Genomic DNA, 15,200 nt, shown 5'->3' on the forward strand with positions numbered 1-15,200 from the left:
TATCGTTTTTAGTCCGTCCGTATCCCAACGGACGACGAAATGAGAAATGAGAAAGATAATCCTAGTATGAATCAAAATTCTCAAAATTTCAGAAAAACAAGAATCAATACCAAAAACCAATTTAACCTACAATCCTTGGGACTTATTTTTCTAATTACGATAGGACTGATTGTTTTGCCAATTTTTGGTGAACCAGAACTTACCAATCATCTAGAAAAAATTCAGAAACAAAAAAACCATAAAAAACCAGTGGTAGTTGTGATTGGAGAAAATCAATATACCGAACTTACAGATTTTGTTGTTCCTTATGGAATTTTAAAACGTGCAGATATTGCCGATCTTTATCCAATAGCACCTAACAAAGGAACTATGAATATGTTCCCAACACTGTCCATTGAAATCACAACATCCATCAATGACTTTGATTCATCTCATCCGGAAGGTGCTGATTTAGTTATTGTTCCTGCTATCCACAATTCAGAAAACAAAACCATCACCGAGTGGATTCAACAACAATATCAAAAAGGAGCAACCGTTGTTGGGATCTGTGATGGAGTTTGGACTTTAGGTTTTGCTCGACTTTTAAAAAACAAAAAAGCAACGGGACACTGGTATTCAAAAGAAGGATTATCCCAAAAATTTCCCGATACAGAATGGATTCAAAACAGAAGATATGTTCAAGACCAAAGGATCATCACAACAACTGGAGTGACTGCATCCATTCCTATATCTTTAGCTTTGGTTGAATCAATCGCGGGAACAAAAAAAGCAAACTCACTTGCCATCGAATTAGGAGTCACCAATTGGGATCCCCACCACAAAAGCGAAGAGTTTCATTTCGATTGGAAAACATATCTAAGTGTGACAAAAAATTTAACCTTCTTTTGGAGCCATGAAACAATTGGCATTCCCATCTATGATGGTATTGATGAAGTATCTTTAGCACTCGTCGCAGATTCTTATTCACGAACATACAGATCAAAAGCCGTAGCAACCACCAACACTGAAGATTCGGTGATCACAAAATCAGGCCTTCGTTTTTTTTCTGAATCCAAAACAATTGATAAAAACAAAATCCACTCATACATTCAGATAGAAAAAAACAAAAAAGCTTTCGACGGATTGAAGGAAAGTCTTTCTGAAATTCAAAAACGGTATGGGAGAACCACCATGAAGTTTGTGGCCTCACAATTAGAATTTCCACTAGATTAGTTTTGTATTATGTCACCTCTAAGCACCAATCTTTGGAAAAACGGAAATCAAATTCTTTGGTTTTCGAGTTTTAGACTAGCATCTCGTTTGTTTTCAAAAACATTGGAATCAAATCATCCTATGCATTCAAAACTTAGAGCTTATTTCGTCCTTTCCTTTCTGGCCTTCGGGTTCTTATTGTTTTTTAGTATTCACCTGTTATTACAATTTCAAAACACAAACCCGGAGCACCTAACAATAATTCTCTGCTTCGAAATTGGAATCTTAGTCTTATTTGCGATTCTCTTTGGTTTGGCATTAAGTTCTTGGTTCGGAAAAATATTTGGAAAACTAGAACTTGCTTTTAAAGAAGTGGGGCTCGGGAATTTACAAACAAGAGTATCCTATCAAAAGAACGATTTGTTCGCAGAATTTTATTCGGGTTTTCATAGAATGTTGCAAGCCCAAGGGGAACTCATCCAACACATCAAAACATCAGCAGACACCTTATCCTCTGATTCACAAGAAATGAAATTGGTGACACTTGATTTTTCGAGCAACCTACAATCTCAATCTGCTGCGACAGAAGAAGTGTCTACATCCATAGAAGAAATATCTGGAGTTGCTATTTCCATTTCAAACATTGCTGAGAACAACTCTCTCAGCATGAACAATCTAACGACCGAAGTGGATCACCTATCTTCGGCCATTGACAAAACGGGAGAGTATGTTGTCGGAACACTTGATTCCATCAAAAACATCATCGACCGAGCTGAAGCAGGAAAAAACACCTTACGCACAATGAACGAAGCAATGGACAATCTTTCACATAGTTCACTTGAAATATCTAAAACTGTAGATGTCATTGCAAAGATCAGCGAACAGGTAAATATGCTTGCCCTCAATGCTTCTATCGAAGCCGCACGAGCGGGAGATGCCGGTAGAGGATTTGCCGTTGTTGCCGAAGAAGTTTCCAAACTTGCAGAAAGAACTGCTGGGGCGGTGAAAGGTATCGACTCTTTGATGAAAAAAAATCAAAATGATGTATCTCTCGGCCGCGAACGCATTGAAAAAACGACAATGGAAATACAAGAAATCATAGGAAACATCGATTCCATTTCCGGAAAAATTTCAGAAGTCCACTCCGCGGTAAATACACAAAAAGAACTCAAAAACAAACTTCTAAAAGAAGCAATCTTTGTTAAAGAACGTTCCACTGAAATCAAAGAAGCTGTTACAGAACACAAAACAGCAACCAACGAAGTGATGGCTTCGGTTGCCTCCATTAGTCAGTCTTCCTTTAGTAATTCAGAAAGTAGTGATTTACTTGCCGAAAAAATCACAGCCATTGCCAACACAGCCGATAAACTGATTTCTATGGTAGACTTATTTAAAACAAACTTGGTTTCGGATGAATCATCTATTTCTGATAGAGATGAAACCACACACAAACTCCAATTCCGCTCAGAGATTGGAAGTATTTACTATATCAAAGAAAAAGATTTACTAGAAGTTGTATGGACTCCCAACTTTAGTGAAGAAAAATATATAGAAATTTTAAATGAAGCCTTAAAGATAATAGAAAAACATAATATTAGAAAATGGCTAGCAGATACCAGAAGGATGGGTCTTGTTACACGTTCTGCACAGGAATGGGTAAATGTAAATTGGTTCCCTAAGGCAAGTAATTCTTCTTTGAGAAAGATGGCTGTCGTAGTTCCAAACTCAGCCCTGGCAGCCATCTCCATCGATGACCAAACTCTCAAAACTGGAAACGTAGAACTGAAGTCCGTTCCTAGTTTGGAAATTGGAATTGAATGGTTAGAAAAATAAACTAACCATTCACAAAAAAACGACAAAACATAAATCTAAACAATATGGTTTGTTGTTTTTATTTATCTCTCTCTAAAACAAAAAAGAAAGGTTGTTCCATTCCTTTATAGTCCATACACCCAAACATTGTATCCTGATTTACTTTTTTAAATACGTCATGGATTGGGAGATTGTCATAGATCATTGCAGCGGTAAGTTTCCCTCGAAACTCAATTCGACGAACTCTAGCTTTTGATTTTGATGTTTGGAATAAAAACCGAACTAACAAAAAAACATAACGTAAAGGCCATAAATTCGTAGTTGGAATTAAAGTTGCTAACCGAACAGGCATAATCGAAGGATTTACTTTAAACAAAGTTTTTCCAAAGGATTTAAATACAAGTGGATGCACATTATCAGCATCTACAAATTCTTTTCCATACCAATTGAATGTCTCTAATGCTCCATCCATTGTATGTCCAGTGTGGAATCCAGAACCATGCCAACGACCAAACATATCTTCGATCGAAACTGTTTCCAAAGCATCAAACAAGGCGAACGAATCGTCCGTAGAATTGTTCTTTTTACTACGCATTTCGTAGAATTTTTTTTCTAATTGATTCATGATAAAATTGTTTCCTAAGACAATCTTTTAAACCTGCGATACCTCGGAAATATTTATACAAAACAAATAACAATTTTCAATTCTCAATCAAGAACAGATTGTATTCGGTGTCTCTCTTCATTGATTCTATTTATAACTTCTTCTATATTTTTTTGAAACAAATTCGAATTTGATAACGTCAAATAATTTCCGTCAAAAGAAGTTAAACCCAATGATTTAGATGTCATAGTGGCAATCCAAACACGAAAAAGTTCCCCATTGGATTGGTGAATCATCCACAAAGACGCCACCCTAGAATCTTTAGCAAAATCACCAGCAAATAATCGCATATGATTAAACTCTGCTTGCGAAGCAATTCTGTCCACTTCACGAATGAGTGAGTCTACTTCCAATTGTAATTCTACTTGTTTACCTAATAAATTTGATTTAGAAATTACAAACAAACGTTTTGAAATATGATATAAAATGTCCAGGTAAACCAACACTTTCTTCAACATTAATGTCTGTTTTTGAAATGTTGTTTCATTTGGTTGTAACTCAGAAAGTCTTTGTAATTTTTGAGATGTAAGCGATATGAACTTAAGTCTTGAATCCACTGCTCTCACTTCGGATTTTTCAATGATTGTTTGATAGATAAAATTAGATTCTGTATTTGTACGGAGAAGGATTTTCTTTTTTTCTTCCCATTGGATGGATTCTTTAGAAATCCAACCAGATATTTCTTTTTGAAGTTGATCGATTTGTTTTTGTATGATCAATTCTTTTTGTGAATCTGCAGATACGTTAGGATTCTTATCTATTTTCATAATTACCACTACTACTTAAGGGAAGTATACTTTACGTTCTTTTTGTAAAACCGATAATGCATCATCGATCAAAGAAAGGGATTCTTTTGCCATAGCCGCCGTAGACACACTTAAGATTCCTCCATAATGATTAGCCAAACGTAATCTCTTACAAACATCTGCGTCACCACCGGTAGCCAGAGAAATTTGCCCAACAACCTTCACTAGTGATGAAACTACCATCTGTTGGTTTTGCCGATCCATCCCATGATACACTCCACTTTGCATATGGAAGGCCCTTTCTTTGATGGTTTGGATGGCCGATGCAAAAGATGTATAACGAATGGTTAGTAAATCTAAAGATTTTTGATTTTTTGTTATGCCTTTTCTTTGATTTTGTTTTTTCAAATATTCTCGTTCAGCAAAATCAAAATAATAAAATCTAACAGAGTATTGGTGCCATAAGGCTCGATTCATTTTCAAGTGACTTAGCAACTGGTTTAAAATACTTAAAACACTATGAATCGAATTATGATTTGTTTCTTGCGAATTTTGGGATGAATTAGATTCTTCCGATTCAAAATTCATTCCTAAGGGTAGAGGGAAAAATTGTATGGATTCAGTTTTCTTAGAGCCAAACCAAGAAACAAGGAAATCAACTTTTGAGGGTAACCATACTGATTTTTCTTTGGTTCTAATGAAAAAATGTGGGTTGTCACCAACTTTCAATTTTTCCCCCAAAGAATAGAGCCCATTTTGAATTTGAATGGAATCTGATTCGAACTCCTTTTTTCCATAACCTTCTAAACCAAATTGCAGGCAAAAATTTTGCCAAACTTCCACAAGTGTGATGACAAGTAAAAACAAAACCTCCGAACGAATGGAAACATAGTATAATGTTCGATAAGTGGAAGTATTTGAATTTTCTAAAACTGGAAACTGGGTTTTGAGCTCTTCTGAAAACAATTTTAGGAATGAATCCAACTCCATTCCTTCTTTGTAAATTTTTGTAACAATTTCCCTTTTGATTTTTTCTGCTTCCGCCATAGGATAGGTGGGGAGTTGGTCTTTATGGGCATTTTCAGAAATTTGCCTCAGATTTGGTTCTGAGGCTGTTTGGGTTCGAATGCCAGCCACAAGAAGGGCTGTGAACGATAGTTTTTTTAAAAAATCGATCCGTAACATAGTTAGAAATTATATCTAAAAACTAAGCACCGCTGCAAGTGTTATTACATCCATCACCATTAGTGGCATTATTATCGTCACAAACTTCAAGCCCCTCAATGACACCATTTCCACAAAGAGAGTCCTTGACTTGGATTGATATTGTGGTTGAACCGGTACCATATCGATTGGTTGCTGTGATTGTATATAATGTCGTGGCCTTATTTGCAGTGGCTGTACCAGAAATTGTACAACTATCTGATAAGGAGATACCAGTTGGCATTGTAACATTAGTTTGGCAAGATTCTATTGTTCCTACTGCTGTAGGAACTTTGGCAGAAATAGGAGCATTTCTAAAAAATACAAAAGGTGACCCAGTATAACTTAAATTTGTGGGAGGATTTGTATTAGCAGAATTTGAATTTGTTGCTACAAGAATTGCCACCAAAGAAGTAAGATCCTTTTTATCTTCCTTCTCAGAAATCAAGTCACAACCAAAGAAAAACAAAAAAAGTAAACTTACAATATATAAAAATAATTTATTCACTAATAAACCTCTGTGAAACTATTTGATCCATTACAATAATTGTCAACTGATTCTTGTTAAATCAACCGATGGGAAAATATCCAAACTAATAATTTAGGGGAATCTACAACTTTCCTCACTTGCAATCCTAGACAGATGAAGTATAATATACCTATGAATGTAGCTGATTCCGAAATCAAATCCCTCCTTGAGTCTTATAAAAAAATTACCGTATACGGACTCAGTCAAGATCTTTCGAAACCCAGCCATTATGTGCCTGCTTATATCCGAGACAAAGGTTGGGAAGTGGTCGGAACCTATCCCAAAGAACATAGTGTAGGCGGATTTAAAATTTATAAAAGTTTAGAGGAAGTTCCAAAAGAAGATAGGAAATTCATCGATGTCTTTCGAAGTTCTGATAAAGTTCCAGAAGTAATCGATGAAATTTTAAGTTTAGGGGGAACTGAGGTGATTTGGCTTCAATTGGGAATTTGTCATCCGGAAGCGGAAAAAAAAGCCGAAGATGCAGGCATTCGAGTGGTATCCAACCGGTGCCTCATCATCGAACATAGAAATTATTTTTAAAACTTAACTTTTCTTTTTCGATTGATAGTCTGCTAAGGACCCACAACTCCAAATGGCCCAATACACAAGTAAAGGTTGGAAAAACAAACGAATGAGCCTAGCTCTATCCGTATCCAATCCAAACGCGCTGATTCCATTTACATACTGAGAAATATTTCCTGGAAATATCAGAATAAAAAACAAAGCAACAATCCAACCAACTTGGGCTTGTTTGTTTTTCAGAAAAATCAAAGACAATCCTAAAGTGATTTCTACCACTCCTGATAAAAGAACCACTAAATCAGCATTCAGCGGTAACCAAGTGGGCACTTGTGCTAAAAACTCCGTTCTATGCCATGTTAGGTGGCCTGCTCCTGCGAAAACCAAAAAGGCACCCAGTAAGATTCGTAATCCCGTTTGATAAATACTTCTTTCGACTGTGTTGGAATGATTCATAAGATTTTAGACTTAAAACTTATGATTTTGGATTCCGACCTCCCTTTCCTTCTAGGACTTCGGCAATTCCCCAAATAATGATTTTGAGTCTTTATCTCATTTTCAAATAGACAACCAAAGAACAGCCCGAAAGATTGGCCGTATGGCCCTTATTTTTGAGAATCACTCTCATATAAATGACCGCTCTATCAGACAAAAACGCTTCTTTTTTTCGCTGATTGTTCGTAATTCTTGCTATTCCATCCTTTTCTTCTTTTTTCTCTCGCTACTCACAACCAAAGCTCACGCACAAAACTTAGAGAAAAAAACCGACCTCACACAAGAAGGAACTGGAACCGGTTCCAATCCCGGAGCCAAACCTGTGGAACAAGGGATTCGTGTGACTGGCAAAAAGGATCCGAGGGACAGAGAAATCCTTCGGACTCCCAATAGCATCAGTCGTTTGAACGAACAAGAAATCCAAGATGCCGGAATCAACCGGACAAACGATATCGATAAACAAGTTCCCAACTTTTCCATCATTGATTCGGGATCGCGTAACTTTACTTATTTCAACATTCGTGGGATGCGAAGTATTGCTTTCAGTGAACCAGCAGTTGGTTTGATTTTAGATGGAGTTCCACTGAATGATAATGTGGCACTTAACACTGAGTTATATGGACTAGAAAACATAGAAGTATACCGAGGAAGCCAAGCAACTTTATTTGGAAAGAACTTCCAAGGGGGTGTGGTTGAGATTCGAACAAAAAAACCAACAAATGTAGCAGAAGGAAAAATTACTTACGATGTTGGAAATTATAAAAAACAAGAAATCTCAACTTATTACAATGCACCCATCATCAAAGATACTTTGTATTTTGGAATCGCTGGTAAATCAACGGAACGTGAAGGATATCTTTCTAATGTAACAGGGTTTTATTACCCAAACAATCGACCTTACGAAATCCCCGTTGAGATCTATAAAACTCATCCCGATGGAAGGAAAGGAAAAGCAGGACGATTTAGATTATTCTTCACACCGAATGAAATATTTGAAGCCGATTTACAAGTGAGTGCAGAGAGTTTTGATGATGGCTCTCTCAACTTAGTCAATTATTTAGGAGCAAAATCAGAAAGAGAAAAGGCTCTATTACAAGGATGTGTGGCAATGCCTGCCAACTGTTCTAAGTTATATGGAACATACATTAACAGAGTGAATGGAGATAGAAAAGTATACTGGGACTACGAAGGAAAAAGTAATGTAACAGGGAATACTTACTCTTTAGCTACAACTACCAAACTACCTCATGCCAACTTAAAAACTGCTTCTGCCATTCGAAAGATGGACATTGACCCAATCACTGCCGATTCTGATTTTACGACAGTAGACCAAAACAGGTCAATTTATGTAGAAAAAGCCACAACTTTCCTAAACGATGTTTACGTTGAATCAAAGGACAAAAATGATCCCCTGCAATTTAAAGCAGGAATTTATGCTTCCAGTAAAGTCACAAATATAGACCAAGCGAGAGAACACAGATCCCCGATTTATGTGATTAATGATTTCCCTGGACTTACTGCCCCCACCAGGGAGAAAAACTTATCAAGACTACAAGATCGAAACGTAAGTTTTTATACTCACAATAGTTATACATTTGCAGAAAAATTTACTGTAACCTTGGGTGCTCGATTAGAAAGACAAGAAAGCCGTCTTTCACATACCGAACAAGCAGTGGGAATTTCTCGTTCAGGAAATCCACTCGGCGAGACACTAGTATTATCCGACCCATACACAATTAACAATCGTTACAACTATAATGTATCCCGAATGATTTTTGATTATAAACCTATCGAAAACTTAATGTTTTTTATAGGATTCAGTCGCGGATACAAAAACGCAGGTTATAGTACGGTCGTAAATATTCCAGACAAGGCCGCATTCAAACCAGAAATTAATGATACAATCGAGGCCGGCGTTAAGTCCGAATTTTTTAAAGGAAAATTTGGATTAAAATATACTCAGTTTTATACAGAAACACAAAACTTTCACGTGGTGCGAGCCATCAACCTTTCACAGTATATCAACCTCAATGCAGAGATGGTTACAATTAGAGGTTATGAATTAGAAACATTTATCAAACCACAGAAAGATACCAAACTTGGACTTTCCGCTGGCTATACAGAAGGAATCTTTAACAAGTTTTACGACTCTGTTCTCAACCGTGACTTCAATGGTAAATGGGTGCATTTCATTCCGAAATACGACATTGTCAGTTACCTGCAATTTAGAAATGAATATGGTATTTTTTTCCGAGGTGAATTCCAAGCCGTCGGGCAAATGTATTTTGCAGCAGATAACACAGTTTATAGTGATCCGTATTATGTGATCAACGCAAGGGTTGGATACGAAACAGATACTATCTCCGCATATCTCTATATGAATAATATCAATGACAGGTATTATTTCACATCATACATCGATGGAACTTTTCAAGCGGTGCCAGGTGCACCAAAAACATACGGATTTATGTTGACTTATAAAATTTAAATTTCTGGAGAACACTATGAAAACTAAAATAAAAACCCTTCTTACCTTGATCACATTAGGACTAATTGTATTCCAATGTGATTTGTTTGATCCTAAAGATAAAGTTACCAGTGATGATCTGGTTTCGATGCTCGCCTTACAACAAATCAATGCCAATAGTATGAGTGAAGCGCAAAGATTAGGTTTAAATGTTGCGTATAGCCATAGATTCAGTATCAAAAATGGCCCACATCTATTTTGCCGTGAATATTCCACTGCCTATTTAGAGAAACAAGCAGAATGGGAAAAAGATATGGAACAAACCTATACAACCATTGGAAATGCAATTGGTATTCAGATTGTTGTAGAAAGATTAAACGGTCCATGTGCTGTCACGAATAAAGTAGCTGCCTGTCATTATGACGGCGTGGATGGAATTAATGATCTGATTCCTTATGCCTACACTACCGAAGGTGAACATAAATACTTAATCCCTGCAAACGCATACTACGGAACCACTGACTTAAAGAGTGCGAAAGAAGCTTGCGAAAGATTCAAAGGCACTTATGTTTGTTACGATCCAAGCAAATGTTGGCAATAATTAAATACTAAAACTCAAACAGAAGAACTCAAGGGAATCTTTTGGGTTCTTCTTCTTTTATTCTTTCTCTTTATATAATAAATACTTAGTCCACTGATTGCAAGTATTGCCGGGGAAAGTCCTCCGATCACCCAAATTACTTTACTAAAATGATTCGCAAAGGTTCCGAAATGAAGCGGGCGAAAAGAATCTAAAACTTGGTTCAAAAAACTTTCCTTTGACATATCCACTTTATCAAATATTTGTTTGGTATTTACATCATAACGAATATAAGAACCATAGCGACTTTCAAATCCAGAAGAATCAAATCGATTCCCATAGATTCCTATTGGCTCTTCTTTGGAATGGTGTGGAAAAGAAACATATCCTAATCGAAATCCAGGAATTTCAATTTTTGTTTTTTCCACCAACTGATCAATCGAATCATTCGAATTCCATAAATGGTGAACTACCTTTTCTTCTGGGTATCTGAGTATCACTGTATCTCGCAAACTCCACCACCCACCAGTGATAGCCAAAACCAAATGGAACCAAATTGCATTGATACCAACAAACTTGTGTAAGTCGGAAAAAAGAATTTGTGCACTTTCTTTCCATCGAAGGCGAAACAAACTCACCCAAAATCTTTTATAAAGTTTGATCCCACTAATTGCTAAAAACAAATAAATAAACGCGATACATCCCGTTAAAAAATATCCCACTCCACCCATAAAAAGACTATAATGTAAAACGATCAAAAATCCATAGAGACTATCACTTCGATTCTCTTTTAGTTTTCCTATGACAGTTCCATTGTATGGATTGACCAAATAAACAGATTCGCGACTTGGAGTTTCTAAATCATGAAACCAAACTTGATCCGCTTGGTCATTCAAATCAGATAACAACCAACCTGCTACCGAACCTTTTGGAATTTGTGTTAACAGTCGTTTGTATAAATCATCCAAAGGTAATCTGTTTTTTTGAATCACGATCGAATGTGCACCTGTCAATGATTGCAGCTCCTTTCCGTAAACAAGGAGTGAACCCGTTAGGCCTAAAACCAAAAGAAAACTGGCTCCAAAAATTCCGAGAACCATGTGGATTTGATACCAAGTTTTTGCTTTCACGAATGATGTCTCTCCTCAGGACTAAATCCACAATAATGAGACCAGGTCTCATTATCAAGTAAATCTAGAAAAAGCAGAGGATCGAACCAATCGTTATCATCGTTATCTTGGATGGGAAAACGAGATTCTGGCTAGTGTGCCAACTCTTTGAGTATTTTACCAACTTCAGGGCGACAACTTCCACACCCAGTTCCAGCACCTGTGTTCGCCATAATGGATTCTAAATTCTTAGCTCCATTTTTGATTTCATCTTCGATATTGCCCCGACCCACTCCATTACACGAACACACCACAGCACCTTTCGGTGGTTTGGCGCCCGTACCTCCAGAGAGTAACTTCCCTCTTTTTTCTCCAAGTTCTACACCACTTGCAATTAAGGTTTTGTATTCAACAAACTCTGCTTTATCGCCAATGAGAATGGCACCAACCAACTTGTCTCCTTTGACTATACATTTTTTATAACGTCTTCTTTTTCGATCCAGGAATACAATTTCTTCATATTCATCAGATAAATTTTCAAAAGAAACACCTGGGAGTCTTAAGGAAACAAGTTCCAATCCGGGAATTTTTAATAGATTGGAATGTAAAGAGCCATTATATGTTTTATATTTATAACCAAATATATGTGATGCGGCAACTTTAGCTTGTTCTTCGGCAGCAAGGACAGTTCCGTAAACACCACTTGTATGTTCTGCTACTTCGCCAATAGCATAAATATCAGGATCATTTGTTTGCAAAAATTCATTTACTTTGATCCCTTCACCCAATTCGAAATTTAATCCCTTTGCTAAGTGTAAATTGGGACTTGTTCCCATCGCATAAACAATTCCATCGGGTTGTAATTTTCTACCATCTTTCAATTCAACATTGGAGATCCGACCATAACCATTGATTTTTGAAATTTCTGAATTAAAAAGAACTTCGATTTCCCTTTTTTCTATTTCTTCTTTCAAAATCTCACAAGCAATTGAATCCAATTGTTTGGACATTAACCTGTCTGTCCTTACAAGAACTGTAACTTTTACATTCAATGATTTCAGGGCTGCAGCAAGTTCTAGTCCAAGCAGGCCACCACCAACTATGAGAGCGTGCGAATCGGGAACAAAAAAACCTTTGATTTTATCAGCATCAGTTTTTGCACGTAAACTAAAAACACCTACCATGTCGGGTCCGATGTATTTTGGAATTTGTGGAGAACTTCCTGTCGCCAATATTAGTTTGTTATACGAATGAGAATTCCCGAAAGCATCTTTGACAATTTTTGCTTCTGGTAAAATTTCTGTTACCGAGGTTCCAGTGTGGAGATTGATGTTCCAGGAAACTACTTCTTCCGAATCTGCACTGGAAAGTTCATGAAATTCTTTTTCACCACTGATAAAATCAGGGAGTAAAATACGATTGTATAAAGGATTGTCTTCCTTACAAATAACTGTGATTTCATCATCGGGAGAAAGTTCTTTATAATTTTTAATGAATGCATGGGTACTATTCCCACCACCTATGATGAGTATCTTTTCTATTTCTTTGGTATAAGGTTTCACTTGAACGGCAGAAATTTTAAACCCAGGTTGTTTGGAAAACGGATCATAAGATTTGTTTGTTAGGTTGTTCGCGCGAGACTCATCATTTTTATTTTTTTTCCCCCAATGCATGGGTAAAAACACAGTACCTTGTTTGATGGTATCAGTAATTTTAGCACGAACACGAACCACTCCCCTGTCATTGGAAACTTCTGTGATTCTACCATCGATCACTCCAATCCGCTTTGCATCTTCTGGATGGATTTCCAAATACGGTTCCGACTTGTGTTCCATTAGTTTTTGAACTTTTCCAGTTCTTGTCATCGTATGCCACTGGTCGCGAATCCGACCTGTAGTCAGAATAAAAGGAAACTCTTCAGATGTTTTCTCTGAAGTATCGTCAGGTGATACATCTGATATCTTCGCTTTCCCATTGGCACGATAAAAAATATGATCAGAAAATAACCGCGGTGTTCCTCCATGGTCTTTATGTGGATAGGGCCACTGCACAGAACGTTTTTCTTTTAAGATGGAATAACTTAATCCACTGATATCAATTTTTGTATTTTTTGTTAAAGCACAATGTTCTAAAAATACATCTTCTTCTGATTGGTATTGAAAGGATGGTCCAAATCCCATCTTCTCTGCAAACTTTTGAATGATAATCGTATCAGCTAACGCTTCACCAGGTGGTTCTAGAATTTTAGGAAGATAAGTGATCCTACGATCAGAATTTGTCATGGTTCCTTGTTTTTCAGCCCAACCAGCCGCGGGAAGAACATAGTCTGCATAAGGAATGGCAGCAGAATTCATGGAGATATCTTGGACTACTACGAGTTCTGCAGCACGTAACCCTTGTTCCACCATTCGGGCATCCGGTAAACTAGTAGTGGGATTGGTACAAATAATCCAAACCGCTTTCATTTTTCCTGTGCGCAGATTTTCAAACATCTCCACAGCAGTATAACCCGGTTTACTTTGGATGACTCCAGAATCTACTCCCCAAAAATTGGCGACTTCTTCTCTATGATTTGCATTACTCAGATCACGATGCGCTGGTAAAAGATTACTCAGGCCACCGACCTCTCTTCCGCCCATCGCGTTCGGTTGGCCGGTCAATGAAAATGGGCCACTTCCAGGTTTCCCAATTTTGCCGGTAAGAAGGGATAAATTAAGAAGAGCTAGATTTTTATTCACACCCACAACACTTTGATTGAGACCCATCGCCCATAAGGATAAAAATCCTTTCGACTTACCAATGTAAGACGCTGCTAATCGAATTTCCTCTACTGGAATTCCACAAGTTTCTGCCGCGGATAGAATATCGAATTTTTCTAATATGATTTTTAATTCTGCAAAACCTTCTGTATGGGTTTGAATGAATTCAGAATCGATCCAACCATTCTCAATGAGAACCTTTGCGATTGCATGAAAAAGATAAATATCTGTTCCTGGATGGATTTGTAAATGTAAGTCGGCATCTTCACATGTATCCGTTTTTCTGGGATCAACAACGATGATCTTTACTTCTGGATTATTTTTTTTATGAGCCTCAATCCTACGAAATAAAATCGGATGACACCATGCAGGATTAGCACCAGCAATTAAAAAACAATCTGCAAGTTCAATGTCTTCATAAGAGATAGGAACACTATCTTCTCCCAATGCCATTTTATATCCCACAACAGCGGAACTCATACAAAGACGAGAGTTTGTATCAATATTATTGCTACCGATAAATCCTTTAATGAGTTTGTTGATGATATAATATTCTTCGGTAAGGAGTTGGCCGGACACATAAAATCCAACCGAATCAGGCCCATACGCCTGGATTAACTTTTTAAATTTATCAGAAATTCCGTTTAATGCTGAATCCCAGCTAACTTTCGATAAAGGAAGATTTTTATCTTTCCTAAACATAGGATGAAAAACACGGTCTGTCGTATCCATTACCGTATAATGAAGATTCATCCCCTTCGAACATAATAGTCCCTTGTTCGCTGGATGGTCTTTGTCCCCTTCCACCGAAATCTCAGTAGGGCCCAGTTTGTGGACAGTGATACCACACCCCACCCCACAATAGGAACAAGTCGATGCATAGGATTCTCTCGTCATCACAAGAACACTCAGCAATAATTATGCCAAATGCTGAAGTTTTCATAAAAATGCTTATTTCAATAGGAATTTGAATTGAATCCTCCCAGATTGGAGCAAGCTCCAGCAAAAACCGGAAGGAAAATTCATGAGATAAACAAACGAAATGCATATAAAACGTACAGATTCATTAGTTTCTAATAGAACAGATGAGAATAGGTTCAAAGAGAAAGTGGCTCACTTTGGA

Annotated in this window: 12 protein-coding genes; 5 read left to right on the top strand and 7 right to left on the bottom strand. The window is 37.1% G+C overall.

Going from position 1 to position 15,200, the window contains the following annotated elements; all coding sequences use genetic code 11:
- Positions 1-66 precede the first annotated feature (66 nt).
- Positions 67-1,212 (top strand): AraC family transcriptional regulator, encoded by a 1,146-nt coding sequence (locus tag EHQ16_RS09145; RefSeq protein ID WP_135631688.1) that lies wholly within the window; start codon positions 67-69, stop codon positions 1,210-1,212.
- Positions 1,213-1,503: 291 nt separating this feature from the next.
- Positions 1,504-3,024, top strand: a complete 1,521-nt coding sequence (locus EHQ16_RS09150) for a methyl-accepting chemotaxis protein (RefSeq protein ID WP_244242016.1) — start codon at positions 1,504-1,506, stop codon at positions 3,022-3,024.
- 58 nt (positions 3,025-3,082) lie between these two features.
- On the opposite strand, the gene EHQ16_RS09155 is transcribed toward EHQ16_RS09150, so the two are convergent.
- The 4 genes from EHQ16_RS09155 to EHQ16_RS09170 all read right to left on the bottom strand — a co-directional run bounded on the left by EHQ16_RS09155 (position 3,083) and on the right by EHQ16_RS09170 (position 6,124).
- On the bottom strand, positions 3,083-3,628 hold the full coding sequence (locus tag EHQ16_RS09155; RefSeq protein WP_135631689.1) for a DUF4334 domain-containing protein: 546 nt from the start codon (positions 3,626-3,628) through the stop codon (positions 3,083-3,085).
- 83 nt (positions 3,629-3,711) lie between these two features.
- Positions 3,712-4,434 (bottom strand): flagellin family protein, encoded by a 723-nt coding sequence (locus EHQ16_RS09160; protein ID WP_135631690.1) that lies wholly within the window; start codon positions 4,432-4,434, stop codon positions 3,712-3,714.
- 15 nt (positions 4,435-4,449) lie between these two features.
- Positions 4,450-5,598, bottom strand: coding sequence for a hypothetical protein (locus EHQ16_RS09165; protein WP_135631691.1), 1,149 nt, complete (start codon positions 5,596-5,598; stop codon positions 4,450-4,452).
- A 22-nt stretch (positions 5,599-5,620) separates the two neighbouring features.
- Positions 5,621-6,124 (bottom strand): DUF4215 domain-containing protein, encoded by a 504-nt coding sequence (locus EHQ16_RS09170; protein WP_135631692.1) that lies wholly within the window; start codon positions 6,122-6,124, stop codon positions 5,621-5,623.
- Positions 6,125-6,277: 153 nt separating this feature from the next.
- On the opposite strand from EHQ16_RS09170, the gene EHQ16_RS09175 reads away from it, so the two are divergent.
- The gene (locus tag EHQ16_RS09175; RefSeq protein WP_135631693.1) at positions 6,278-6,688 is read left to right on the top strand and encodes a CoA-binding protein; all 411 of its coding nucleotides are present in this window, start codon (positions 6,278-6,280) and stop codon (positions 6,686-6,688) included.
- 3 nt (positions 6,689-6,691) lie between these two features.
- On the opposite strand, the gene EHQ16_RS09180 is transcribed toward EHQ16_RS09175, so the two are convergent.
- Positions 6,692-7,123 (bottom strand): DoxX family protein, encoded by a 432-nt coding sequence (locus EHQ16_RS09180; protein WP_135631694.1) that lies wholly within the window; start codon positions 7,121-7,123, stop codon positions 6,692-6,694.
- 142 nt (positions 7,124-7,265) lie between these two features.
- On the opposite strand from EHQ16_RS09180, the gene EHQ16_RS09185 reads away from it, so the two are divergent.
- The gene (locus tag EHQ16_RS09185) at positions 7,266-9,650 is read left to right on the top strand and encodes a TonB-dependent receptor (RefSeq protein WP_135631695.1); all 2,385 of its coding nucleotides are present in this window, start codon (positions 7,266-7,268) and stop codon (positions 9,648-9,650) included.
- Between the two features lie 16 nt (positions 9,651-9,666).
- Entirely contained in the window at positions 9,667-10,230 is a 564-nt protein-coding gene (locus tag EHQ16_RS09190; RefSeq protein WP_135631696.1) for an LIC_11695 family lipoprotein, read from the top strand.
- Positions 10,231-10,244: 14 nt separating this feature from the next.
- On the opposite strand, the gene EHQ16_RS09195 is transcribed toward EHQ16_RS09190, so the two are convergent.
- Together EHQ16_RS09195 and EHQ16_RS09200 are read right to left on the bottom strand one after the other, a co-directional pair.
- Positions 10,245-11,339: a PepSY-associated TM helix domain-containing protein gene (locus EHQ16_RS09195; RefSeq protein ID WP_208742271.1), complete on the bottom strand. Its 1,095-nt coding sequence runs from the start codon at positions 11,337-11,339 to the stop codon at positions 10,245-10,247.
- A gap of 131 nt (positions 11,340-11,470) precedes the next feature.
- The gene (locus EHQ16_RS09200) at positions 11,471-14,974 is read right to left on the bottom strand and encodes a nitrate reductase (protein ID WP_135631768.1); all 3,504 of its coding nucleotides are present in this window, start codon (positions 14,972-14,974) and stop codon (positions 11,471-11,473) included.
- Positions 14,975-15,200: the final 226 nt, after the last annotated feature.

This window comes from Leptospira kanakyensis, from assembly GCF_004769235.1.
GTDB lineage: Bacteria > Spirochaetota > Leptospiria > Leptospirales > Leptospiraceae > Leptospira_A > Leptospira_A kanakyensis.